Genomic DNA, 24,023 nt, shown 5'->3' with positions numbered 1-24,023 from the left:
GAATGTCACTGTTTTTATTGTGGAAATCAAGGTAGTGCTTCACTGGTCACTCGAACAAGGCTGCGCAATATGGAGCATGGTGCTTAGCGGCGGGCGCGGAAGAAGGCGCGAAGCATCTCACTACTCTGATCGGCAAGCAGGCCTGGCTCACAATGCACGCGGTGGTTCAGATTGGGCAGGCTGAATACATCCACACAACTACCGGCGGCACCGGTCTTGGGTTCCGTCGTAGCGTATATCAGCCGTCGGATTCGGGCATGAACCAAGGCTCCGGCACACATCACACAGGGTTCCAGGGTGACAAACAAATCAGCACCGGGGAGCCGGTAGTTCTGCTGCTGCTCACAGGCTTGGCGCAAGGCCATGATCTCGGCATGGGCGGTGACATCGCAGCCACTGATGGGATGATTCCAGCCCTCGCCGATAATCTCGCCATCGAGCACCACCACGGCGCCGACCGGCACCTCACCAGCGGCTTCAGCGCGGCGAGCCAGTTCCAAGGCCCGTTGCATCCAGCGCGTATCGTCAGACATCGATATGACGTTTGATCAGATTAAGTAATCGCTTGCTGGCGCCCTGACTCTGCAAAATCAGGTTCTGGCCTGCCTGCCCCATATCTGCCCGTTTTTGTGGGTTTTTGAGGAGATCGGTGACTGCGGCTGCCAATGTTTCGCTGTTGTTGATTTGCAGGGCGGCATTGGCATCCAAGAACTGGCGGCTGATTTCACTGAAGTTGAAATAATGTGGACCGATAATCACGGCGCGGCCCAGCGCCGCCGGTTCCAGCAGGTTGTGGCCGCCGCGGGGCACCAGACTGCCGCCGACAAAGGCAATATCGGCAGTGCCATAGAACAAGGTCAGCTCACCCATGGTATCGACTACCAAAACCTGGATATCACGGCTGCACATGCCGTTGTCTTTGCGGCGCAGGATCTTGAAGCCGGAACGCTGGCTCAGCGCCGCGACCTTGTCAAAACGTTCAGGATGGCGCGGCACCAGAATCAGCAACAAATCGGGAAAATCGGCGCGGATCTGACGGGAGGCATTAAGGATGATTTCATCCTCGCCCTCATGCGTGCTGGCAGCAATAAAAACCGGGCGATTACCCCAGTTGGCACGCATGGCCTCGGCCTGTTCGGTGAGACTCGCCGGCAGCGCAATTTCAAACTTGAGATTGCCCACCGCATGGACCTGCTCCTTGTCGGCACCGAGAGCAATGAAACGTTGACGATCGTCCTGTGACTGGGCGGCAATCAGGCTGAACTGCTGCAACATGTAGCGGGTCAGCTTGGCAATACGCTGATAACCGGCAGCGGAACGCGCTGACAAGCGTGCATTAGCCAGCACCATGGGAATATCCAAAGCATGGGCATGGTGAATCAGGTTGGGCCACAGCTCGGTTTCCATAATGATCCCCAGTTCCGGCCTGGCTGATTTAAGAAAGCTTGAGACGGCAAATGGTAAATCGTAGGGCAGATAGCAGTGCACTACCGAATCGGCATAAAGCAGGCGCACACGGGCACTGCCGGTGGGCGTCATCGTGGTTATCAGCAACTGGTGTTGGGGGTACTGTTCACGCAGACCTTCAACCAGCGGCCGTGCTGCCTCCACCTCGCCGACTGAGACCGCATGGACCCAGATCACGGGTTTTGTTGAAGCCGGGGCCGGCTTGATGCCGAAGCGTTCATTCCAGCGTTTGAAATAGGCCGATGCCCGGCAACCACGCCAGATCAGACGCAGCACAATAAGGGGAATCGCCAGCAGAAAAATGAAGCTGTATAGATAGCGCAATGCAGACTCATTCGATAAGCGGAAAACGAGCAGGAATGATAGCATAGGCGCAACTTTGCGTACCGACATGCCCCGATGAAAATTTTCCAAGCCCAGTTTTTACATCCACGCTTCTGGCCCAGTTGGCTGGGACTGTTACTGATGCGTCTCTCCGTTTACTTGCCGGGCCGTCTCCAGGTCTGGATTGGTCAGTTGCTGGGCACTGTGATGCGGCCGTTTATGGGGTCGCGCAACCGCATTGCCCGTCGTAACCTGGCGCTATGTTTTCCGGAAATGAGCGACAGCGAGCGTGAAGCGCTGCTTAAAAAAAGCGCTAACACCATGGGCATGATGATGATTGAGACGGCGATGAGTTGGTGGGCCAGCGACAGCAAGCTGCTCAAGCGGGTGCGCTATGAAGGTTTGGAGCATCTGGAACAGGCTAAAGCCGAAGGCAAAGGGGTGATCCTGCTGACCGGTCACTTTACCAGCATGGAGCTAGGAGGCCGCTTGATTATGCTGAAAACCCCGGCCTACGTGATGTTCAGGCACTTGAAAAATGCTTTATTCAATGCGGTGATGATGCGCGCCAGAACCTATCACAGTGAAGGTATCGTGCTGCGCGATGATCCCCGCGGCATGTTGCGGGCGTTGAAAAAAAACAAGGTGGTCTGGTATGCCCCCGATCAGGACTTTGGTAAACGTCGCGCGGTTTTTGCCAAGTTCTTCGGTATCCAGGCTGCCACCATTGTCGCTACTGCGCGTATGGTGAAAATGACCGGTGCCCGGATTGTGCCGTTTGTGCCGCGGCGCGAGGCGGATGGCAACTATACCGTCACTATAGGCAAAGCCTGGGAAGATTATCCTACGGGGGATGATCTGGTTGATGCCCAGCGTATTAATGACTGGCTGGAACAGGAAATTCGTCAGTCACCCGAACAATACCTGTGGATGCACCGGCGTTTTAAAACCCAGCCCGATGGCAAGGGCCATCTCTACAAAAACGTTTAATCAGAAAGCCCTGCTGTAAGTCACAATCAGTGACTCCGATCCCGGATTATCATCGGCGATATCGGCGTTGGACATATGGTGCACGCCCAGCGACAGGCTGCTGTTGTCATTGAGCAGATAGCCCAGATCCAGACCGCTTCTGAATTCCAGACCATAACCCAAATCCAGACTGGCACCGTCTTCATAAGCGGCCACGGCAAAATGCGGCGTCAGCGTCCACTTTGGACTGAACTGCCAGTCATAGCGCACACCGGCATAAGCCCAGTAGCCGCCATCGGAATTCATTGCCAGTCCCAAGGTAGGAATCAGATCCCATGCCGAGGCTAAGGGGGCAAAGCGGTATTCCAGCCCGACTTCAGTGGCATTGTTGTTACTGTTAAACGCCTCGAACGCACCCAGATAAAAAGCAAGCTCAGGCTGATCGTCGGCGCTGGCGAAAGAAGAGAAAAGGGAGAGGGCGATCACTGCCCCGCTGATTGTTTTTTTCATTGTCGCTTCCCTGTAAATCACTGACCTGACTCAATATATAGCATGAGCCTGAAAATACAGGCAAGCAGGCAAAAAAAAAGCCACCCCGGAGGATGGCTTTTTGATGTCTGTAAAGACGGCGTCTCGACAATTAACGCTTGGAGAATTGTGGACGTTTACGTGCTTTATGAAGACCGATTTTCTTACGTTCAACGGCACGGGCATCACGAGTGATGAAGCCGGCTTTACGCAGTTCGGTTTTCAGCTCGTTGTCGTATTCGACCAGTGCACGGCTGATGCCTTGACGAATCGCGCCGGCCTGACCGTTGTTACCGCCACCACGGACGGTGATTTTAAGATCGAAGTTTTCCAGCATATCGACCAGTTCCAGCGGCTGGCGTACAACCATGCGTGAAGTTTCACGACCGAAGTAGTCTTCCAGTGTGCGGGTGTTGATCGAGATGTTACCGCTACCTGGCTTCAGGAATACACGAGCGGTGGAGCTTTTACGACGACCTGTTGCGTAGTATGAATCTGCCATGATGATATCCGATTAGATTTCCAGCGCTTTAGGCTGTTGTGCTGTGTGTGGATGTTCTGCGCCAGCGTAAACTTTCAGTTTGCCGAACATGGAGCGACCCAGTGGGTTTTTAGGCAGCATGCCTTTAACCGCGGATTGCAGAACGCGTTCCGGCGCTTTCTCCAGTTGTTTTTCCAGAGAGATAGACTTGATACCACCAATATGGCCGGTGTGGCGATGGTACATTTTGTCTTTCATTTTGTTGCCGGTTACACGCAGCTTCTCAGCGTTAATCACAACGATGTAATCACCGGTGTCAACGTGAGGAGTGTAAATCGCTTTATGTTTACCACGCAGACGACGCGCGATCTCAGTTGCCATACGGCCTAAGGTTTTGCCGTCAGCATCAATAACGAACCAGTCACGACGTACTTCTGCTGGTTTTGCACTAATGGTTTTCATCCGCGAGTTGCTCCTGATAATTACGCAGGCGGTCCAAATAAAGAGGGAGAATATTACGCATTCAGGGCATGACTGTCAACAGCTATTAAACAAACAGCCAAAGCAGGATAGCGCCCAGTATCAGGCGGTATACGACAAACGGCCACATGCCCATGCGCGCCAGCATTTTCAGAAACAGGAAAATGCAGATATAGGCGCTGATCGCTGACAACACCGCCCCTGTGAGCAGGGCCGTCCAGTCAACGGAAAGCGGAGATTGTACGAGTTCTACAGACTTAAGTCCACCGGCCAGTAGAATAACGGGTATCGACAAAAGAAAGGAAAAGCGTGCCGCCGCATCCCGGGTCAGTCCCAGCATCAGCCCGGCTGTGATGGTAATACCCGAGCGTGATGTCCCGGGTATCAGCGCCAAAGCCTGTGCGACACCAATTATGATCACATCGCGCCAGCCCAGGCTGTACTCATCACGTTGTCTTTTTCCCTGCCAGTCGGCCCAGCCCAGTAACAGCCCAAAGCCAATGGTAGTGATGGCGATCACCAGCGGACTTCTCAGCGCGGTTTCGATAAAGTCGCCCAATAACAGGCCGGCCAGGCCTACCGGAATCGTGCCGAACCCCACAGCCCAGGCCAGACGGCTGTCACCCACGGCTGTTCTGCGCAGCAGCGACTGCCACCAGTCGGCAGTGATTTTTCTTAAGGTATGACGAAAATAAAACACCACGGCTGACAAGGTGCCCACGTGCACCGCGACATCAAATGCCAGTCCCTGATCCTGCCAGTTGGCGATAATCGGCAGCAGGATCAAATGCGCTGAGCTGGATACAGGCAGAAACTCGGTGAGCCCCTGCAGCATCGCCAGCAGGAGGATTTGCATAAAGGTCATGATGGTTGTTTATCCCGGCACAAAGTCAGTGAGTGCAGCGTAGTCTGCACCCCCATGGTAACGCACTGCGTCGTGTTAGAATGTGATAGTTATAGAACAAAAGTGATCGAAAATGAACATGCCCGAAACTGCACACAACGCATTGATCAGTGAATTCAAGGCGCTGATCGGTGCGGCTTATACCCTGACTGACGCGGCCAAGATCCAGCCTTATTGTAAAGGCTTCCGCTTTGGTGAAGGCGTAGCCCTGGCGGTGGTCAGGCCGGGCTCACTGCTGCAGGTGTGGCAACTGCTGCAAGCCTGTGTCAGGGCCGATGTCGCTGTGATCATGCAAGCCGCCAATACCGGCCTGACCGGTGGTTCAACGCCTAATGGCGATGACTATGACCGACCCATAGTCATTATCAACACCATGCGTATCGATCAGATCCAGCTGATTGATAATGCCCGTCAGATCATCGGTCTGGCCGGTAGTACCTTATTCGGCCTGGAAGATGTGCTGGCGCCTTATGGCCGCGAACCGCATTCGGTGATCGGCTCCTCCTGTATCGGCGCTTCTATTGTCGGCGGCATCTGCAATAATTCGGGCGGCGCGCTGGTGCAGCGTGGCCCGGCCTACACTGAGCTGTCATTGTTTGCCCAGATTGATGAAAACGGTCAGCTCACACTGGTCAATCACCTGGGCATTGAGCTGGGGTCAACGCCGGAAGAGATGCTCAATAATCTCGATCAGCAAAACTACAGAGCGGAAGATATTCAGTATCCGGACAAACTGGCCTCTGACAATGAGTATCACCAGCGGGTCAGACAGGTTGATGAAGCCACACCAGCCCGTTTCAATAATGATGGTCGTCGCCTGCATGAAGCTTCGGGCTGTGCCGGCAAGCTGGCGGTATTTGCGGTGCGGCTGGATACCTATCCGATTGCGGAAAAGCAGCAGGTGTTCTACATCGGCACCAATGATGACAAGGTGCTGGCTAAAATGCGCCGTCATATTCTCTCAGAGTTTGAGAATCTGCCGGTTTCCGGTGAATACCTGGGGCGGGATTACTACGACGTCTGCAAAAAATACGGCAAAGATACCTTTCTGGTCATCGACAAACTGGGCTCCAAATACATCCCCAAACTGTTTGGGCTGAAACGCCAGGTTGATCGTATTGCCGGTAACTTCAAGTTTCTGCCCAGCAAACTGTCTGACCACATCATGCAGTACCTGAGCTATTTGTGGCCTAATCATCTGCCAAAAAAAATGGAAGCCTTTCGTGAGCGTTTTGAGCATCACTGGATCCTGGAGATGAATAACGCCGGGGTGGAAGAAGCCCGTCAGTATCTGCGCGAGTTTTTCCAAAACCACGAAGGCGATTTCTTTGAGTGCACGCCCAAAGAAGGCGAAAAAGCCATTCTGCATCGCTTTGTGGCTGGTGGCGCGGTCGGCCGTTATCACACCATCAAACGCAAACAGTTCGGGCCGATGATGACCATTGATGTGGCACTGCGTCGCAATGAAGAACAATGGCTGGAGAAGCTGCCGCCGGAAATTGAAGACAAAATCGAAGCCAAGCTCTACCTGGGGCATCTGTTCTGTCATGTTATGCACCAGAACTACATTCTTAAGAAAGGCGTGGATGCCAAGGCCTTGAAACAGCAGTTGCTGGCATTTTTTGATGCCCGTGGGGCGGAGTATCCGGCAGAACACAATGTGGGTCAGGAATACTTCGCCAAGCCGGCGCTCAAGTCGTTTTACCGCAAGCTGGATCCGACCAATGCCTTTAATCCGGGCATCGGTAAAACCAGTAAGCTCAAGTACTGGTCAGAGGGGCCGGTTAAAAAGTCCTGAACCAGATACTAAAAAGCCGTGCTGCAGTTAATTGCAGCACGGCTTTTTTATTGCCGGATTTATCGCGCTTTGTCAGCGTGAAGCTTGGCAATGGCTCCTAGTAAAGCACTCTCAGGCGAATCGTACCTTCAACGCTCTGCAAATGTTCGTAAGCCAGTGATGAGTCAAACTCTGCAACATCAATCAGCAGGTAGCCGATTTCATCCTTGGTCGACATACTCTGCGCCAGGATATTGATCTCATGCTCGGCAAACAGTCTGTTGACGTTGGACAACACGCCGGGCTGGTTGTGATGGATATGCACCAGCCGATGGGTGTTGGGCCGTGCCGGCAGTGCCAGTTGCGGGAAGTTGACCGAAGATACCGTGGTGCCGTTGGTGGCAAACTGAATAAACTTGTCAGCCACTTCCAGTCCGATATTGGCCTGGGCTTCTACCGTAGAACCACCGATATGCGGGGTCAGAATCACATTGGGGAAGCCCCGCAGTTTGGATTCCAGCGGCTCTTCGTTGGATTTCGGCTCCGACGGGAAGACGTCGATAGCCGCGCCAGCCAGTCTTTTCTCTTCCAGTGACTTAACCAGGTCATCAATCACCACACAGGTACCACGCGCGGCATTGATGAAAATCGCGCCCGACTTCATTTTGTCGAACTCGGCCTTGGTCATCATGTTTTTGGTGGATTCCAGCTCAGGCACATGCAATGACACCACATCGGATGTCCGCAGCAGTTCATCCATGCTGTCCACTTGGGTAGCGTTACCCAATGGCAGTTTGGTGACCACATCATAGTAGATGACATTCATGCCCAACCCTTCAGCCAGCACAGAAAGCTGCGAGCCGATACTGCCGTAACCGACAATACCCAGGGTTTTGCCACGCGCCTCGTAGGCGTTGGAAGCGGATTTCGGCCAGGTGCCGTTGTGCACGCTCCAGCTTTTCTCCGGGATCCCCCTCAGCATCAGAATTAACTGACCGATCACCAGTTCGGCCACCGAACGGGTGTTGGAGTAGGGCGCATTGAATACCGGGATGCCTTTCATTTTGGCTGTTTCCAGATCCACCTGGTTGGTGCCGATGCAGAAGCAACCGATAGCGGTCAGTCTGTCCGCTGCATCCAGCACTTTTTGCGTCAGCTGGGTGCGGGAGCGGATACCAAGAAAGCGCGCGCCCTTGATTTTTTCGATCAGGGTCGCTTCATCCAGGGCGTGGGGAATATATTCAATGTTGGTGTAGCCTGCTTTTTCCAGCGCTTCAACAGCATTTTTATGCACGCCTTCCAGCAGCAGGAAACGCGTGTCATCTTTTTTGTAAGGTTGTAGTTCCATTGCTAGGTTTCTGAGTTAAGAGAGTAAGCCGATAAAACCTTAAAATATTAACACGATACGGCAAATTTTAGATACTTGATTAGCTGCCATACAGGAACGCGGTAAAACCGCGCCATGCCGCAACAAGCAGACCAGTTCAGGCGAAAGCCTATTTGGGGCTCAGCGCCTCACCGGCGAAACGCACCTGATCCCAGCCGCTTTTGATGAAGTTGCGGATATTCTGGTGATCATCACCCTGCGGATTTTTCAGCACGTCCTCACGATAAAAGCGGCCGAAACAGGCCAGCGTTTCCTCTTCACTCAGTGCATTGAGCTGACCGAAAGCCAGAATTTTGCAGGAACCGGTGTTGCTGCCGGCGGCATTATCACTGTCCCCGTTAACGAAGGCAGTCGGGGTGAAATCATAATGCTGCTCAATCACGGCCATGGTGTCATCAAATTCGACACTGTCGGGGCGGTTTTTGAGCTGTTCCAGAAAAGCCTGCAGGTTCATATTCTCTCCATAAAAGCCGGTAATTTTGTCAGCCGGTTCAAGCCTGGTTGTACAGTGGATACTCTGCGAAAGGTCAGTGGTGAAGCCAGCTACAACCCTGCTTATAATAAACGACTGAAGAGAGATGCTAAAGTCAGTAAAAGCTATTACCCCTGCCACAGAGCGCAGCCTGTCTATGCAGGCATGTTGACACTAGCTGATAGCGCTATTGTGCTTTACTTGAGTAAAGTTTCAGACTCTTTAATACGCGAGATAAACCACAACAGCAGCATACACAACGCAACCAACATCAACTGCAGCCAGATTCGGCCGGATAAAACGGCAATGGAAATGCCAAAGGTCGCGATAATCAGCAAATAGACTTTTTTTTTCACCGCAGGGCGCATGGTGTGGGTTTTCTCCCACTGCTGCAAAGGCGGGCCGAACCATTTGTGATTAAGCAGCATGCGGTGAAAGCGCGGTGAGTTTTCGGCGAAACAGGCCAGCGCCAGGATCAGAAACGGTGTCGTTGGCAGTAACGGCAATACCGCACCGATTGCCGCCAGCGCGACAAACACCCAGCCCAGCGTGATAAAAAAGTATTGTTTGAGCTTTTTTCGCATTGCGTTGTCTGGGCAATCCCGTTCAGTACCTGTTGTCTGCAGCCATATCATAGCTGAGAAAAACACCTTAGATAAATCTGCCTGCTAACTATCTGCTTGCAAATTTTTGCGGTATAAAGGTATCAAGTTGTCATATACATTATGGCTTCATGCCTGCCCAGGGACGCCCGAATGGCAAACAATTTATTACACAGACTGACTCACCGTAAGCTGACGATTCGGGTGACGGTGGTGACGGTGTTTATCTTCGCGACGTTGATCACGGCGGCGCTGGCCGTCGGTCTGCAGTATTATTTCACTAAACAAATTGCCACCAATGCCACGCTGTCCCAGTTCAGCAACCTCAGCAAACACGCCAGCCAGTACCTCGAGTCTGTAGATGATCGGGCTGCAAAAGTTGCCAAAGTTCTATCCATTTATCCCAGCCTGCTGGAAGACAGTCTCAGCGGCAATGAAGTCCGCAATGTCTTTGCCGAATTCATGCGTAACAATCCGATGTTTTATGCCATTTACATCGGTTTCGAAAACGGCGACTTCTACGAGTTGATCAACCTTGAAAGCAGCCGCGCTGTTCGCCGCCAACTGGAGGCCGCCCCTGAAGACCGCTGGGTGATCATTCATATTTCTGGTCAGGGAGAGCAGCGCAAGCGGGAATATCAGTACTACAGTGCGAATTTTGAACTGCGTAAGGTGCGCGATGAAGACAGCGAGTACAACGCCACCCAGCGTCCCTGGTTCCAGCAGGCCACGGACAATGAGGTCAGAAAAACCAACCCGTATATGTTTCACAATCTGCAGGCGCCAGGACAGACGTACTCCATCAAGGTTGAGAATACGGATGCCGTGATTGCGGTGGATATCGCCTTGTCTTCGCTATCGGCCTTTTTCAATTTGAACAAGATAGGTCGGCAAAGCGAGATCTTCCTCTACGAGCCCTCCGGTGACCTGGTAGCGTCCAGCGTCAAACCACATGAAGAGATGACCTTGCCGCAGCCTGAACCAATGACGCTTAGTGAATCCCAGCAAGCCGTTGTCGCGCAATATCCACAGTTGACGGTGTCAAACGAAATTGACTGGGCACCGATAGATTTTGCCGTTTCCGGTCAGCCCCAAGGCTATAGTGTCGATTACCTGAATATGCTGTCAGCAATGACCGGTATTGAACTGAAATTTGTGAACGGCTTCACTTGGCTGGAACTGATTGAGCGCTTCAAGGACGGAGATATCGATTTGCTGCAACCGGTGTTTAAAACCCAGAGCAATCAGGCCTTGGGCACATTCTCCGCCCCCTTTATTGCCTTACCCTACTCACTGGTCACGTTGCCAGGGCAACAGCGGGTCAGCCACATCGATGAAATGGCGGGGCGGACAGTGGCTATCCCCGAAGGCTGGTCGATTGTTGAGGTCGTCAGAACGCATTTTCCCAGTATTGAGGTGCGGGAAGTGGCATCGACACGTCAGATGCTGCAATCAGTGAAAAACGGTGAGGTGGATGCGGGCCTGGATATTGACCTGATCCTGGATTACACCGCAGAGCAATATTACATTACCGGATTGCAGTTTCATCCGCAGATAGCGTTTGCACCGGTGGCCTTTCCTAATGAATTACACCTGGTGATGTCTGACGACAAAAAAGCCCTGATAGATCTCTTGAATCAGGCTATTGCCAAAATGGATGTCGCTCACAAACAGGCACTTGAGCAAAAATGGCTGGTTCGCGACAGTCATCTGAAAAGCACCGCAACGGTCCCTTATCCCGAACTGATTGAGCTGGCTGGCCAGCCACAGCATCAGCAGCGCCTGCGGAAAATGCAACTGGATAACAAACCGCATTTTGTCTATGTGGCACCGGTCGATAAGGGTAGTCAAAACCGGGAATATCTGGCGATTGTTCTACCCGTCAGCGATGTGTTGGGGCCGGCGATGCAGAGAGTCTGGTTGTCGATCGCTGTCACTATCGCCTTCCTTTTCCTTTTGATGCCAATTCCCTGGTTATTCGCTTCACCGATTACCGGGCCGATACGCGAGCTGGCGGATGAAAATGAAAAAATCAAACGGCGTCAGTTTGATCAGGTGAAAAAACCGGGAAGCCGTATCAGGGAAATAGACGAACTGGGTCAGTCGATGCTGGCTATGTCTGAATCAATTCAACAGTTTGAGCAATCGCAGAAGGATCTAATGGATTCCTTTATCCGTCTAATCGCCGAGGCCATCGATGATAAGTCACCCTACACCGCTGGTCACTGTGAACGGGTGCCGGAGCTCGCCTTTATGTTGACCGAAAAGGCCGAGCAGGCGGAACAAGGGATTTTTCAGGGCTTCCATTTTGAGTCGAAAGAAGAATGGCGGGAATTTAAAATCGCCGCCTGGCTGCATGACTGCGGCAAAATCACGACACCGGAACATGTGGTGGACAAAGGCTCCAAACTGGAGACGATTTATAACCGTATCCATGAAATCCGCACCCGCTTTGAGGTATTGCTGCGTGAAGCCGAACTGGATTACTGGCGACAGCGTGATAAAGCGCCGGAGCGGGAGTCCGAGTGGCTGGCGGAGTTGAATCAGAAACAGGCGCAGATTCGGGATGACTTCGATTTCGTAGCGCGTATGAATGTCGGCGGCGAATTTCTCAGTGAAGAGAAAAAAGCGCGGATAAAGGACATTGCCGAGATCACCTGGACGCGCTACCTGGATGATCGTATCGGTTTGTCTCCACTGGAGGAGACGCGGCTGAACGATGACCCTCCAACGCTGCCGGTGGAGGAAAAGCTGCTGCAGGACAAGCCGTCGCATTTGATCGAACGCCTGCACAGCACCGACTATGATCCCAAACTGGGCATCAAAATGGATGTGCCACATTATTTATATAACCAGGGCGAACTGTATAACCTGCTCATAGCGCGCGGGACGCTGACAGCGGAAGACCGCTTTAAAATTAACGAGCACATTATCAGCACCATCAGAATGCTGGAAAATCTGCCTTTCCCCGATGAATTAAAGCGCGTGCCGCGTTATGCCTCCACTCACCACGAGACGCTGATCGGGACCGGATACCCACGCAAATTAGCTGCCGGAGATTTGTCGATTCCCGAACGTATCATGGTGCTGGCTGATATTTACGAGGCTTTAACCGCAGCTGATCGCCCCTATAAAAAGGCCAAGCCCATTAGCGAGGCCATCAAAATTTTGTCGTTTATGGTGGAGGATCAGCATATTGATCGTGAGGTGTTTGAGCTGTTCCTTACCAGTGGTGTTTACCTGGAGTATGCGCGACGCTTTTTACCCGAGTCACAAATTGATGAGATCGATATCAGCCAGTATCTCAGGCGCGCGACATAAACTTCGCCGTGGCCGTGTTGATCTTGATGACTTCGCCAGTCTCGATGTATTCCGGCACCTGCACTTCAAGTCCGGTCGACAAAACGGCCGGTTTGGTTCGGGCAGCAGCGGTGGCGCCTTTTATGCCCGGCGCTGTCTCCACGATGGGCAGGGCGACCGTGGCAGGCAGTTCAATGGTGATGAGCTGACCCTCGAGTAATACCGCGACAATATTGTCCAGTGCTTCGCTGATAAAGGGTAAAGCCTGTTCGATGTCAGTTTTGTTAATCATAAACTGTTCGAAGCTTTCATTATCCATAAACACCGTGTTGTCGCCGTCCTGATAGCTGAACTGTACCAGCCGCCTCTCGCAGTCGACGTCCTTCAGAAAGTCTTCGCCTTTAAGCGATTCATCGCGTTTCTGGCCACTTTTTAGATGATTGAAGCGGACTTTGTACAAGGTGGCGGCACCACGTGATGAGGGATTGCGGATATCAATATCGCTGACAATATAGGGCGCATCATTCAGTTCCACCACCATACCGCGTTTTAACTCACTGGCTTTAGGCATCTTCAACTTTCCGGACTGATTAAAAGGCATCATTATAGCGCTTCAATCAGTTCTCTGAACGGCAAGCGGGGTGTGATAAAGTTGGGTAGAATCTGCCAAGACCAAGCAGTAATGAGGGATTATCTTCGCTGGTCTGTATTGATAAATATAAGAGGATGATCTCAGATGGTGTCATGGTTGGGGGGTAAGCCTATCCGTATATCGATCCGGGCGACGGTGATTGCCTTTTTCCTGGTTGCGACCATTATTACCGCCTCGGTGGCTATCAGCCTGCAGTACTTTTTCAGTACCACTATGGCGACCGAGTCGACCCTGGCGGTGTACCAGAAAACCGCGGCCAGCACCCGTGACTACCTCACCGGTGTCGATGGCAGGGCGACCGCAGCGACCCGTATTCTGGGTCAGTTCACACGATTTGTCGGTGATAACGCCATCAGTGAAGATTCACGCCAGCTTTTCGTTGAAGCCATGCAGCGTAACCCGCTCTATTACGGGATTTATATCGGCTTTGCCAATGGCGATTTTTATCAACTGGTTAACCTTGATGCCGATCCGCTGGTTCGCAGCCAGTTGCGTGCCAAACCTCAGGATCGCTGGCTGACCATCACCGTCAGCGGAGAAGGCGAGGCGCGCCAACGGCGCTTTAACTATTACGATGCCGAATTTAATCTGCGTGACAGCCGCAGCCAGAGCACTGACTACGATCCGCGAAAAAGACCCTGGTTTGTTGATGCCGAAGCCGGCGAGGTCAACAAAACCGATCCCTATTTATTCCAGCACCTGCAAGCTCCGGGCGAGACCTATTCCACACGTATTGCCTCCAATCAAGCGGTGCTGGCGATTGATATCACCCTGTCTTCCTTATCAGGCTTTCTTAATGAGCAGGAACTGGAATCAGACAGTGAAATTTACCTGTATCAGCAAACCGGTGAAATTATTGCCTCTAATCAGAAGCCGAGAAAAACAGCTACTTTGCCATCGGCGCCTGAACTGACACTGACTGAGGCGCAACAGCAGCTAATTGAGCAGACTGATTTCCTGACCGTCTCCAATGAGATTGACTGGCCGCCGATTAATTTCGCTGCCTCGGGACAGCCCTATGGTTATGCCATTGATGTGCTGAATTACATCTCGACAATGACCGGGGTGCCGATTCGCTACATCAACGGCCTGAACTGGAGTGAAATGGGCGAGATGTTCCTGAGTGAAGAACTGGACGTGCTGCAGCCGGTCTTTTCCGGCCAGAACCGGCAGTTACTGGGTAACCTCACCGAGTCATTCCTGCAGGTGCCTTATGGCGTGGTGACTGCTAAAGGCGCCGCAAAAATCAGCAGCATTGAGCAGTTATTCGATAAAACAGTGGCGATCCCCGAAGGCTGGTCATTGGGGCATAACCTGGAAGACAATTTTCCACAGATTGAGATCATCCGGGTTGAGAGCGTACGGGCTATGTTCAATGCAGTGCGAGAGGGTGAAGCTGATGCAGCCATTGATACTGCACCGATTCTGAATTACACCGCGGCGCAGTTTTTCATTGATGATGTAGACATTCATCAGCCACTGGACTTCGGTGAAGCTGACATGCCCACCCAGCTGCATTTTATGGTCAATAAATCCCGTGAAGGCCTGACCGAAATCTTCAATCTGGCACTGCAGCAGCTGGGGCCGGATCACTGGCAGGCACTGGAAAACAAATGGCTGCAACAAGGCGAACGCATGATTCGCCAACTGGGTGCGGTGCCCTATGCCGAACTGATGCAGATCGCGCAACAGGGCAGTGCGGACGGCTTACAGAAAATCACGATTGATGGTCGGGAGCATTTCGTTTTTTCGACGCCCTTTGGCGAAGCAGAAGGTAAGAATGATCACTTTGCCATTGTCACCCCTGTGGATACCGTGCTTGCGCCGGGGCTGGAAAAGGTCAAAACCTCGATCTGGCTGACCACACTGGCAGTGTTATTGCTGATGCCGGTGTCGTGGTTATTAGCTTCTCCGATTGTCGGGCCGATAAGACAACTGGCGGTGGACAGTGAAAACATCACCCAGCGTCGCTATCAGGAGGTGCAGGGCGTTTCCAGTAATATTGTTGAAGTCAGTGACCTCGCCGGATCGATGCGCAATATGTCGACAGCGATTCAGCAGCATGAAAAAGCCCAGCAAGAGCTGCTGGATGCCTTTATCAAGGTTATCGCCCAGGCGATTGACGATAAGTCACCCCACACCGCTGGCCACTGCGCTCGTGTACCGGAGCTGGCTTTCATGCTTGCCGCGGAAGCGGAAAATAAACAAGACGGCCCATTTGCCGAGTTTGCTTTCAAAAATGCTGAAGAATGGCGCGAGTTCGAAGTGGCAGCCTGGCTGCATGACTGCGGCAAGATCACCACGCCTGAGCATATTATCGACAAAGGGACCAAGCTGGAGACGATTTATAACCGTATTCACGAGGTGCGGATGCGCTTTGAAGTGCTGTGGCGTGATGCAGAGATTGATTACCTGATCGCACTGGCCGAGCCGGGTGCCGATCAAGCAGCGCTGGCACAGGACAAGCAGGACAAGCAGCAGCAATTGCAGAATGATTTTGCCTTTATTGCCAATGCCAATGTCGGCGGTGAGTTTATCAGTGAAGAAGATGTCGCCCGTCTCCATCAACTGGCGGACATCACCTGGCTCAGATATTTTGACGATAGGCTGGGCTTATCATCAGGTGAAAAGTCCAGACTGGAAGCGGATAACCGTCCATTGCCCGCTCAGGAAAAACTACTGTCAGATCGCCCCGAGCACCTGGTCGAACGCATGCACAGCACGGATTACGATCCCAAGTTCGGTATCAAGATGAATGTACCGCACTATCTGTATAACCTGGGAGAGCTGCATAACCTCGCGATTTCCAGAGGCACCTTGAGCGACGAAGACCGCTTCAAAATCAATGAGCACATGATCAGCACCATCAAGATGCTTGAGAGCCTGCCTTTCCCGGAAGAGCTCAAGCGCGTGCCTCGCTATGCCTCTACTCACCATGAAACGATGAAAGGTACGGGCTATCCACGTAAGCTGACCGGAGACGATTTGTCGACACCGGAACGCATCATGGTGCTAGCTGATATCTACGAAGCGCTGACCGCTGCGGACCGGCCATACAAAAAGGCCAAACCGGTCAGTGTCGCACTCGATATTCTTTATAAAATGGTGCAGAACGACCACGTCGATGTGGAAGTGTTTGAACTGTTCCTCAAGAGTGGGGTATATCTCAAATATGCCCAGCGTTTCCTGCCAGCCAAGCAAATCGATGAGGTCGATATCAGCCAGTATCTGCGTGATGGCTGAAAAACTGGGCTAGAATAGCGGCCATGAATCAGCGAACAGACTCACAGCCCATGCGGCTGCAAGGCAACATGTAATGGCCATTCAATGGTATCCGGGTCATATGCACAAGGCCAGCAAGGAGATGAAAGCGATCCTGCCCAAGGTCGATCTCATCATCGAAGTGCTGGATGCGCGCATTCCCTTCAGCAGTCAGAACCCGATGCTGGCTGAACTGCGTGGCAATAAGCCTTGCATCAAAGTGCTCAATAAAGCCGATCTGGCTGATCCTGACAATATTCGTCTCTGGCAGGACTATCTGGAGCAGGCACAGTCGGTCAAAACCCTGGCGATGAACGCGCAGCAACAGGATCGGATCGCCGAGCTGCTCACGCTGTGTCAGCGTATGGTGCCGGGCAAAGCCAGTAGTGTGCAGCAAATTCAGACGATGATCATGGGCATTCCCAATGTCGGTAAATCTACCTTGATCAACAGCCTGGCCGGTCGTCTCATTGCCAAAACCGGCAATGAACCGGCTATTACCAAAATGCAGCAACGCATCAAGCTGGAGCAGGGCATCGTTTTGCATGACACCCCTGGTGTGCTCTGGCCCAACCTGGAAAACCCGCATAGCGGCTATCGCCTGGCGGTGACCGGTGCTATCAAGGAAACCGCCATCGATAATGATGATATCGCCCTCTACGCAGTGGAATATCTGATGACGGCTTATCCCCAGCAGTTGCAACAGCGTTTTGAATTGACGGCTTTGCCTGACACGGGACTGGAACTCATGGAAATGATCGGTGCCCGGCGCGGTTGCCTGCGTGGCGGTGGCCGGGTAGATCTGGAGCGCACAGCCAAAATTCTTCTCACTGAAATCCGCTCCGGTAAGCTGGGCCCAATCAGTTGGGAAACGCCGGCGATGACCGAAGAAGAATGGGCTGAAGTATTGCGGGTTCGGGAAGAAAAAGCCGCCAAGAAAGCCGCAAGGAAAAACAAAAAACAGCGTCGTTGAGAGCCAAATCCGCTGTGAAGCCGCGTTCTATCTGAGGTTGAAGTTATTAAATGATAATGATTTGCATTTAGATTAATCTGTATTTATACTCATTCCAAACTGTTTTTCAGCACGGGGTGAGAGATGAAAACAGCGCACATCCACAATCAGGGAAGTAGCACCATCCATCTGGCTTTTGATCAGGACCGACTGGAAGCCTTGATCCAGGAGGGCAAACTGCACGCTGCCGATTTTAATTGCCTGGATAAATCCTCCAAACGCACGGTCTGGAGCATGTTGCTATCCGCAGCAGCAAGGACGTTGCAATCATGATCAAGACCGTCACACAAGCCGATTGGCAACAGCAGGCATTACTGGCGGCGAACCAGCAATTGGTCAAACGCTATCAACATCAGCCCAGCGCCTGTCTGGCATTGCTGATCAGCCGCAATTACCGCCTGCTGTTAACCCAGTCGGAAAGACCCGATATCAAACAACTCTGGCAACAAATGTCTCAACGCTGGTGGGAGATGTACTGCCGCCAGCGGCAATTGCCGGAGCTTTCCATGCACGAATTTTTTCCTCATTGATACCAGCAAGGAGTCACTTCATGGCCGCTACTGCCTGCCGCCCACAAACTGTATTCGAGTCCGCGACTGTGGCCATTCAACATTGTCCTGATTGCCAGATGATTCATCTGACCATGGGCTCAATCACCATGCGCATGTCAGAGCATCATTTTTCCGAGTTTGCCAAAGATATCAGCAAGGGCCTGTTTGAGTTTAATACCCCGGCAGAAGGACATATCCAACCCGGTTTGCGTGTGCTGATGTAGCAAAAAAACAACAAATATTTACAAAAATGTTACAAATGTAAATAAATGTAAAGACAATGATTCGCATTTACTCTAAGATATTCCGTGTTTATTTACGTGGAAAGGAAAATAGAGTGAAATTTAAGCGCACTATCTTGGCAAGCGGCGTGGCACTGGCGGCTTCGGCAGGCCTTTATTCTGCAGCGGCGCTGTCAGCACCTGTGGTCACAGAGCTCGATACTGTGACTGTTATTGGTGGTTCGGATGCAGCCAGAGAATTGCCTGGTTCAGCCGCAGTGGTCAGTAATGAGCAGCTGAACATTGAAGCGGCGACCGATATTAATCAAGTACTGAAAACCGTGCCGGGTGTTTATATTCAGGAAGAGGACGGTTTTGGCCTGCGCCCTAATATTGGTATCCGCTCTGCCGCGCCCGGCCGCAGTGAGAAGATTACCCTGATGGAAGATGGTGTGTTGATTGCCCCCGCACCTTACTCCAATCCTGCAGCCTACTATTTCCCAACCACTTCACGTATGCACTCGATTGAAGTGCTGAAAGGCGCGCCATTGCTGCGTTATGGCCCGCAAACCGTGGGTGGTGTCGTGAATCTGGTCTCTACACCTATCCCTGAAACCAATCAGGGCAGCGCTATGTTTATGATGAATGATCGTGGTTCTGCTGATCTGCATCTGAACTATGGCGGCAAAACCGGTCCCTGGGGTTACTCTATCGAAACCGCCCAGCGTCACTACCAGGGTTACAAAGACATCGATCGCTTTGATGACAACAGCGGCTTCCAGATTGAAGACTATGTCGCCAAGCTGTCCTGGGAAGGCGAGCGTAATAAATTCTTGTTCAAGATCCAGCGTTCAATGGAAAACTCGGATGAAACCTATGCCGGTCTCACCGATGTTGATTTCCGTCGCGACGAAAACCGTCGTTACGGTCTGACCCATATCGACGAAATGGATAATGACCACACCGGTATTAATCTCAGCCACGTATTTAACTGGACAGATAACCTGACTTCTACAGTGACCGTTTACCACAACAAATTTAACCGTAACTGGTTCAAGTTTGATGGTGTTAATCCGGAAACCGGTGAAAATATTCTGGATGATGCCAATGGCGGTAACGCTAATGCTCAGGCCATTCTTGACGGCACTCGTGATGTGGCCGGTCTGGGATACAAAAACAACAACCGCGCCTATGAATCACGCGGTGTTCAGGCCAACTTTAACTGGTTACTGGGTGACCACGATCTGAACTTCGGTGCCCGTGTTCACCATGATGAAATGGATCGTTATCAGCCAGTGGATGTTTATGATCAGGTTAATGGCAACCTCGTCTATGCCAGTTCAATTCAGCCAACCGGTGGTGATAACCGCTATGAAGAAGCCGATGCCTTCAGCCTGTGGCTGACCGATGATTATCAGGTCACTGACAGACTGTTACTGAACCTGTCTTTGCGTATGGAAGATGTGGAAACCGAACGTAATCAATACGCTAATCCACAGCGTACCGTTATGGACGAAGAGCGTGAAAACGATTACCGCGAATATATGGCCGGTATCGCTGCGACCTACGACCTGACTGATAACTGGCAGGTACTGGCAGGCTTCCATGAGGGTATGACCCCGCTGGGTGGCGGTGCCAATGATGGTGATGAGCCGGAAACCAGTGATAATTGGGAACTGGGCGTGCGTTTCAATAACGGCATGTTCTACTCTGAAGCGATTGCCTTCTACAGTGATTTCAAAAACTTTGCTGAACAATGTTCTGTGGGTAACCCCTGCAGCAGTGGACAGACATCGGGTTCTGAAACGCTGGGTGGTGCTGAGGTCAAAGGTCTGGAATTCCTGGCCGGTGCGCTTTTCACAGCAGGTGATTTCGATATCCCGGTGGATCTGATGTACACCTACACCGATGCCGAAACTTCGGATCAGGGTGGTGCTGAAGACGGCCTGACACTGCAGAGCATCCCTGAAAACATTGCCAGCCTGCGTGTAGGTCTGGAACACAACAGCGGCTGGAACAACTATGCCGTGGTGAAATACATCGATGAAACCTGTGCCGTGGCCGGTTGTAACAAAACCAGCAGCAGCTTTGATGAAACCGACGCGCTGACCACCGTTGATCTGATCAGCCGTTATCAGTTCACTGCGGGACCGGAAGTGTTTGTGAAAGTGGAAAACCTGTTCGACAGACAGGAAATCATCTCTCGCAGCCCGTTTGGTGCCCGCCCCAATATCGAAAGAACGGTTTGGGCCGGTGTCCTGGTTGATTTCTAATCATAATTTTCAGCACCCAGAAAAAGGCAGCTTCGGCTGCCTTTTTTGTCTCTGTTGGCCGTTGGGCTACACATCTAACTCTATCGCTGGCAGACTAAGCGCTGTCACCTGAACGGAAAAGCCAATTGATGCAGAGCCAAAAAAAGACTGCCGGCGTGATTGTTGTAGTTATCGCAGCGATGCTGATGCTGGCGCATATGGTCAGTGGTCTGCTGCTTAATCATGCGGCTGCTTTGCAACTGGAGAGGCATTTTGTCAGCTGGAACTGGTTACTCAAGCATTACGATAAGGGCGAGGTCGAAGCCGATGCGGTGTATCTTATCGATAATAAAATCTTTTCCCAGTTTGATGGTCGCGTGTTTGTTGATGCAAAACCCATCACACACCTGGAGCGACCAGTGGTGGGCGGTATCAAACTTGAAGATCTAATTGTGCTGGCGACGGATAAGGCACTTATCCTGTTGAACCGGGAGGCGGAGTTTGTCGATCGGCTGGGCGCAGCTGACGGTGTGCCGGCCCCGATTCAGAATATCGGCATTTATCATGGAGAACCCGTGGTGCAGGCAAAAAGCGGTATGTGGCGCAGCAACTTTATGCTGGATATCTGGGAACCGATGTCGTTACAGGGCGTCTCATGGAGTGAGCCTCATCCGATGCCAGACAACGTCGCTGCTGACTTGCAGACCTTTTTCCATGGCAAGGGCGTGTCGCTCGAACAATTGCTTAAAGATATACATCACGGCCGTGTTCTCGGCCCAGCCGGGGTTTGGCTGGTGGATATTATCAGTGTGTTGATGTTGATGCTGGCCATGGGTGGCTTGTGGTGCTGGGCAAAACCCCGCAAATAGCGGCATTTGTGTCATCATGAACTAAACTGGAGGCGGGATAAAAACAATGAGACAGGCAGATTTTCCCTATTTGCCAAAAGATTTTGTTCAGACAGAAGATGGTCTCATGTTTGCTGTGGTCAGTTATCACCCGCACCAGAATAAAGTCGGCTGCTTTCTTCGCTACGTCAATCACGATGGTGTCTGGCAGAAAGTTGATACTGCTCAGGCTAATCGCCTGCTTGCCCGCCATTACCCGCAGTACCTGTTCAAATCCCGGCAGTTTGATGCTGAATTCCATGCGGTTGATATCTGCGACATCATCGCCCACCACCGCCCCGAAAAACGATTGAAAACCCTGCTGGACGAGCAAAATCCGCAGGATGAGATCGAACAAAAACTATTTCGTCTGATCACTATTTTGGTGCAGTTTGGTGTCAAATGTGACTTTTTGGGGCTCACCGGTTCAATGTTGATTGCTCAGCAAAAAGCCGGTTCCGATATTGACCTGGTGGTTTACGGCCGGGATGCTTTTCACCAGACGCGCGATGCGGTCAGGCAGGGAGTGGCCTCGGGCCTGATCGAAGAGCTGGATTTGTCGCTGATGCGGGACAACTTTCAGCGCCGTGGCGGTGAATTAAGCTTTGATGAATTTGCCTGGCATGAATCTCGCAAATTCAATAAAGCAGCAATTGATGGCACTAAGTTTGATATCGGCATGGTCTGCCTTCCCGAAGAGCTGGAACATGACCACCATCATTACATCAAACAGGGAGTTTCTACCGTCAAAGCCGTGGTCCTGGATGACCACCGGGCTTTTGATTTTCCTGCCCATTATCTGATTGATAACGATATCACCCCCGAGGTGGTGTCGTTTACTCATACTTATGTGGGGCAGGCGCAGGCGGGTGAGACCATTGAAATAACGGGTGCTGTTGAATGTGACTCCGCCTCGGGTCAAAGGCGACTGGTAGTGGGGTCAACGCGAGAAGCTATTGGTGAATACATAAAGGTGTGTAGATAATTATGAGTGAAGTGGAGAACGCCGCTAAAGCGGATATTGGGCTGGTCGGCCTGGCAGTTATGGGCCAGAACCTGGTGCTCAACATGAATGACAACGGCTTTACTGTGTCGGTTTACAACCGCACGACCAGTAAAGTCGATGATTTTCTGGCTGGCCCGGCAAAAGGCACTAACATTCTGGGCTTTCATGAACTGAAGTCGTTTGTGGAGAGCCTCAAGGCACCGCGCCGCATCATGCTGATGGTCAAGGCCGGCCCGGTGGTCGATGCCTTTATCGAACAACTGGTGCCCTATCTCGACAAGGGTGACATTATTATCGATGGCGGTAATTCGCTGTATAACGATAGTGACCGCCGCACTCATGAACTGCACAAAAAAGGCATGCTGTTTATCGGCAGCGGTGTCTCCGGTGGGGAAGAGGGCGCGCGCCATGGGCCGTCTCTGATGCCTGGCGGGAATCATGCCGCCTGGCCTCATATCAAACCGATTTTTCAGGCGATTGCCGCCCATGTTGATGGCGAACCCTGCTGTGACTGGGTAGGTAACGACGGTGCCGGTCACTACGTGAAAATGGTGCATAACGGTATCGAATACGGCGATATGCAGCTCATTTGCGAAGCCTACCAGATGATGCGCGAAGGTCTGGGCATGTCCGGTGATGAAATTCAGCAAGTATTTGCCGAGTGGAACGAAGGCGTGCTGGATTCTTACCTGATCGAAATTACCCGCGATATCCTCGCCGTCAGAGATGAAGACGGTGAACTGCTGGTGGATCATATTCTCGATACTGCGGGTCAGAAAGGCACCGGTAAATGGACCGGTATGAACGCGCTGGATCTGGGCATTCCCCTGACCTTGATTGGTGAAGCGGTGTTTGCCCGCTGCCTGTCGGCGCGCAAAGATGAGCGGGTACGCGCCAGTAAGGTGCTGCCGGAGATTGTGAGCAAGTTTGAAGGCAATAAGGCTGAAATGGTCGATGCCATTCGTGATGCGCTTTACGCCTCCAAGATTATTTCCTACGCCCAAGGCTATATGCTGATGCGCGAAGCAGCCGAAATTTACGGCTGGCAGCTGAATTATGGTGGCATTGCCCTGATGTGGCGCGGTGGCTGTATTATCCGCAGCCAGTTCCTGAGCAAGATCCGTGATGCTTTTGATCTGAACCCCGAATTGGAAAACCTGCTGCTGGATGACTTCTTTATCGAAGCCATTACCCAGGCCCTGCCGGGCTGGCGTAAAGCCGTGGGCACCGCGGTGGCGCTGGGCGTACCGGTACCGACCTTCAGCAGTGCCTTGTCATTTTATGACGGCTATCGCAGCGAACGGCTGCCGGCCAACCTGCTGCAAGCTCAGCGTGATTACTTTGGCGCCCATACCTATGAGCGTCTGGATAAGCCGCGTGGCGAGTTCTTCCATACCAACTGGACCGGACGCGGCGGTGATGTGTCGGCATCGACCTATGATGTCTAATCTGCCATCGGTCTGAACAAAAAAGGCGGTCCTGTGACCGCC

General features: G+C 52.1%; 22 protein-coding genes. 12 read left to right on the top strand and 10 right to left on the bottom strand.

The genetic code is table 11. The annotated features are described in order from the left end of the window. Positions 1-83: 83 nt before the first annotated feature. Together tadA and waaA are read right to left on the bottom strand one after the other, a co-directional pair. The gene (gene tadA, locus Q0X64_RS00570) at positions 84-533 is read right to left on the bottom strand and encodes a tRNA adenosine(34) deaminase TadA (protein ID WP_297807598.1); all 450 of its coding nucleotides are present in this window, start codon (positions 531-533) and stop codon (positions 84-86) included. After that, positions 526-1,836 carry a lipid IV(A) 3-deoxy-D-manno-octulosonic acid transferase gene (gene waaA, locus Q0X64_RS00565; RefSeq protein WP_297807596.1) on the bottom strand — a complete coding sequence of 437 codons (1,311 nt, stop codon included), beginning with the start codon at positions 1,834-1,836 and terminating at the stop codon, positions 526-528. Before waaA ends, tadA begins: the two co-directional genes overlap by 8 nt. Positions 1,837-1,866: 30 nt before the next feature. Here waaA and lpxL point away from each other — a divergent pair, with 30 nt between their 5' ends. After that, the gene (gene lpxL / locus Q0X64_RS00560; protein WP_297807594.1) at positions 1,867-2,781 is read left to right on the top strand and encodes an LpxL/LpxP family Kdo(2)-lipid IV(A) lauroyl/palmitoleoyl acyltransferase; all 915 of its coding nucleotides are present in this window, start codon (positions 1,867-1,869) and stop codon (positions 2,779-2,781) included. Here lpxL and Q0X64_RS00555 read toward each other — a convergent pair whose 3' ends face one another. The 4 genes from Q0X64_RS00555 to Q0X64_RS00540 all read right to left on the bottom strand — a co-directional run bounded on the left by Q0X64_RS00555 (position 2,782) and on the right by Q0X64_RS00540 (position 5,114). Next, a complete protein-coding gene (locus Q0X64_RS00555) occupies positions 2,782-3,270 on the bottom strand; it encodes an acyloxyacyl hydrolase (protein WP_297807591.1) in 489 nt (162 codons plus the stop codon). A gap of 130 nt (positions 3,271-3,400) precedes the next feature. Beyond that, positions 3,401-3,790: a 30S ribosomal protein S9 gene (gene rpsI, locus Q0X64_RS00550; protein WP_297807589.1), complete on the bottom strand. Its 390-nt coding sequence runs from the start codon at positions 3,788-3,790 to the stop codon at positions 3,401-3,403. A gap of 12 nt (positions 3,791-3,802) precedes the next feature. Further along, entirely contained in the window at positions 3,803-4,231 is a 429-nt protein-coding gene (gene rplM / locus Q0X64_RS00545) for a 50S ribosomal protein L13 (protein ID WP_297807587.1), read from the bottom strand. A gap of 85 nt (positions 4,232-4,316) precedes the next feature. After that, entirely contained in the window at positions 4,317-5,114 is a 798-nt protein-coding gene (locus Q0X64_RS00540) for an undecaprenyl-diphosphate phosphatase (RefSeq protein WP_297807584.1), read from the bottom strand. A gap of 112 nt (positions 5,115-5,226) precedes the next feature. Here Q0X64_RS00540 and dld point away from each other — a divergent pair, with 112 nt between their 5' ends. Continuing rightward, complete coding sequence (gene dld / locus Q0X64_RS00535; protein ID WP_297807582.1) at positions 5,227-6,951, top strand: D-lactate dehydrogenase; 1,725 nt, start codon at positions 5,227-5,229, stop codon at positions 6,949-6,951. Between the two features lie 97 nt (positions 6,952-7,048). Here the strand turns inward: dld and serA are convergent, their stop codons facing one another. From serA to Q0X64_RS00520, 3 genes are all read right to left on the bottom strand, one after another. Then, positions 7,049-8,278, bottom strand: a complete 1,230-nt coding sequence (serA, locus tag Q0X64_RS00530; RefSeq protein ID WP_297807579.1) for a phosphoglycerate dehydrogenase — start codon at positions 8,276-8,278, stop codon at positions 7,049-7,051. 148 nt (positions 8,279-8,426) lie between these two features. Further along, positions 8,427-8,771, bottom strand: coding sequence for a HopJ type III effector protein (locus Q0X64_RS00525; protein ID WP_297807577.1), 345 nt, complete (start codon positions 8,769-8,771; stop codon positions 8,427-8,429). Positions 8,772-8,986: 215 nt separating this feature from the next. Further along, the gene (locus Q0X64_RS00520) at positions 8,987-9,373 is read right to left on the bottom strand and encodes a YbaN family protein (RefSeq protein ID WP_297807575.1); all 387 of its coding nucleotides are present in this window, start codon (positions 9,371-9,373) and stop codon (positions 8,987-8,989) included. 171 nt (positions 9,374-9,544) lie between these two features. Between Q0X64_RS00520 and Q0X64_RS00515 the strand changes: the two genes are divergently transcribed. Next, positions 9,545-12,712: an HD domain-containing phosphohydrolase gene (locus tag Q0X64_RS00515; RefSeq protein WP_297807573.1), complete on the top strand. Its 3,168-nt coding sequence runs from the start codon at positions 9,545-9,547 to the stop codon at positions 12,710-12,712. On the opposite strand, the gene yeiP is transcribed toward Q0X64_RS00515, so the two are convergent. Next, positions 12,696-13,262 (bottom strand): elongation factor P-like protein YeiP, encoded by a 567-nt coding sequence (gene yeiP, locus Q0X64_RS00510; protein WP_297807570.1) that lies wholly within the window; start codon positions 13,260-13,262, stop codon positions 12,696-12,698. The genes Q0X64_RS00515 and yeiP overlap by 17 nt on opposite strands. Before the next feature lie 165 nt (positions 13,263-13,427). On the opposite strand from yeiP, the gene Q0X64_RS00505 reads away from it, so the two are divergent. The 9 genes from Q0X64_RS00505 to gnd all read left to right on the top strand — a co-directional run bounded on the left by Q0X64_RS00505 (position 13,428) and on the right by gnd (position 23,981). Then, positions 13,428-16,586, top strand: coding sequence for an HD domain-containing phosphohydrolase (locus Q0X64_RS00505; protein WP_297807567.1), 3,159 nt, complete (start codon positions 13,428-13,430; stop codon positions 16,584-16,586). 73 nt (positions 16,587-16,659) lie between these two features. Then, positions 16,660-17,577, top strand: a complete 918-nt coding sequence (gene ylqF / locus Q0X64_RS00500; RefSeq protein WP_297807564.1) for a ribosome biogenesis GTPase YlqF — start codon at positions 16,660-16,662, stop codon at positions 17,575-17,577. Positions 17,578-17,700: 123 nt separating this feature from the next. Then, positions 17,701-17,889, top strand: coding sequence for a hypothetical protein (locus Q0X64_RS00495; RefSeq protein ID WP_297807561.1), 189 nt, complete (start codon positions 17,701-17,703; stop codon positions 17,887-17,889). Next, positions 17,886-18,146 (top strand): hypothetical protein, encoded by a 261-nt coding sequence (locus Q0X64_RS00490; protein WP_297807559.1) that lies wholly within the window; start codon positions 17,886-17,888, stop codon positions 18,144-18,146. The genes Q0X64_RS00495 and Q0X64_RS00490 overlap by 4 nt, the downstream gene beginning before the upstream one ends. A 20-nt stretch (positions 18,147-18,166) precedes the next feature. Next, positions 18,167-18,391 carry a hypothetical protein gene (locus Q0X64_RS00485; protein ID WP_297807556.1) on the top strand — a complete coding sequence of 75 codons (225 nt, stop codon included), beginning with the start codon at positions 18,167-18,169 and terminating at the stop codon, positions 18,389-18,391. A gap of 113 nt (positions 18,392-18,504) precedes the next feature. After that, positions 18,505-20,661 carry a TonB-dependent receptor gene (locus Q0X64_RS00480; protein WP_297807553.1) on the top strand — a complete coding sequence of 719 codons (2,157 nt, stop codon included), beginning with the start codon at positions 18,505-18,507 and terminating at the stop codon, positions 20,659-20,661. A gap of 128 nt (positions 20,662-20,789) precedes the next feature. Continuing rightward, entirely contained in the window at positions 20,790-21,509 is a 720-nt protein-coding gene (locus Q0X64_RS00475; protein WP_297807551.1) for a peptidase, read from the top strand. A 46-nt stretch (positions 21,510-21,555) separates the two neighbouring features. Next, a complete protein-coding gene (locus Q0X64_RS00470; RefSeq protein ID WP_297807548.1) occupies positions 21,556-22,512 on the top strand; it encodes a hypothetical protein in 957 nt (318 codons plus the stop codon). A gap of 2 nt (positions 22,513-22,514) precedes the next feature. Further along, positions 22,515-23,981, top strand: coding sequence for a decarboxylating NADP(+)-dependent phosphogluconate dehydrogenase (gnd, locus tag Q0X64_RS00465; RefSeq protein WP_297807546.1), 1,467 nt, complete (start codon positions 22,515-22,517; stop codon positions 23,979-23,981). Positions 23,982-24,023 lie beyond the last annotated feature (42 nt).

The organism is uncultured Methylophaga sp., assembly GCF_947259025.1.
Lineage (GTDB): Bacteria > Pseudomonadota > Gammaproteobacteria > Nitrosococcales > Methylophagaceae > Methylophaga.
The sequence above is the reverse complement of the archived record's forward strand: the minus strand, read 5'-3'. Positions and strand labels throughout refer to the sequence as shown.

Coding starts and splice junctions, on each gene's coding strand:
- tadA (WP_297807598.1), bottom strand. CDS start 533: ATGTCTGACGATACGCGCTGGATGCAACGGGCCTTGGAACTGGCTCGC.
- waaA (WP_297807596.1), bottom strand. CDS start 1,836: ATGCTATCATTCCTGCTCGTTTTCCGCTTATCGAATGAGTCTGCATTG.
- lpxL (WP_297807594.1), top strand. CDS start 1,867: ATGAAAATTTTCCAAGCCCAGTTTTTACATCCACGCTTCTGGCCCAGT.
- Q0X64_RS00555 (WP_297807591.1), bottom strand. CDS start 3,270: ATGAAAAAAACAATCAGCGGGGCAGTGATCGCCCTCTCCCTTTTCTCT.
- rpsI (WP_297807589.1), bottom strand. CDS start 3,790: ATGGCAGATTCATACTACGCAACAGGTCGTCGTAAAAGCTCCACCGCT.
- rplM (WP_297807587.1), bottom strand. CDS start 4,231: ATGAAAACCATTAGTGCAAAACCAGCAGAAGTACGTCGTGACTGGTTC.
- Q0X64_RS00540 (WP_297807584.1), bottom strand. CDS start 5,114: ATGACCTTTATGCAAATCCTCCTGCTGGCGATGCTGCAGGGGCTCACC.
- dld (WP_297807582.1), top strand. CDS start 5,227: ATGAACATGCCCGAAACTGCACACAACGCATTGATCAGTGAATTCAAG.
- serA (WP_297807579.1), bottom strand. CDS start 8,278: ATGGAACTACAACCTTACAAAAAAGATGACACGCGTTTCCTGCTGCTG.
- Q0X64_RS00525 (WP_297807577.1), bottom strand. CDS start 8,771: ATGAACCTGCAGGCTTTTCTGGAACAGCTCAAAAACCGCCCCGACAGT.
- Q0X64_RS00520 (WP_297807575.1), bottom strand. CDS start 9,373: ATGCGAAAAAAGCTCAAACAATACTTTTTTATCACGCTGGGCTGGGTG.
- Q0X64_RS00515 (WP_297807573.1), top strand. CDS start 9,545: ATGGCAAACAATTTATTACACAGACTGACTCACCGTAAGCTGACGATT.
- yeiP (WP_297807570.1), bottom strand. CDS start 13,262: ATGCCTAAAGCCAGTGAGTTAAAACGCGGTATGGTGGTGGAACTGAAT.
- Q0X64_RS00505 (WP_297807567.1), top strand. CDS start 13,428: ATGGTGTCATGGTTGGGGGGTAAGCCTATCCGTATATCGATCCGGGCG.
- ylqF (WP_297807564.1), top strand. CDS start 16,660: ATGGCCATTCAATGGTATCCGGGTCATATGCACAAGGCCAGCAAGGAG.
- Q0X64_RS00495 (WP_297807561.1), top strand. CDS start 17,701: ATGAAAACAGCGCACATCCACAATCAGGGAAGTAGCACCATCCATCTG.
- Q0X64_RS00490 (WP_297807559.1), top strand. CDS start 17,886: ATGATCAAGACCGTCACACAAGCCGATTGGCAACAGCAGGCATTACTG.
- Q0X64_RS00485 (WP_297807556.1), top strand. CDS start 18,167: ATGGCCGCTACTGCCTGCCGCCCACAAACTGTATTCGAGTCCGCGACT.
- Q0X64_RS00475 (WP_297807551.1), top strand. CDS start 20,790: ATGCAGAGCCAAAAAAAGACTGCCGGCGTGATTGTTGTAGTTATCGCA.
- Q0X64_RS00470 (WP_297807548.1), top strand. CDS start 21,556: ATGAGACAGGCAGATTTTCCCTATTTGCCAAAAGATTTTGTTCAGACA.
- gnd (WP_297807546.1), top strand. CDS start 22,515: ATGAGTGAAGTGGAGAACGCCGCTAAAGCGGATATTGGGCTGGTCGGC.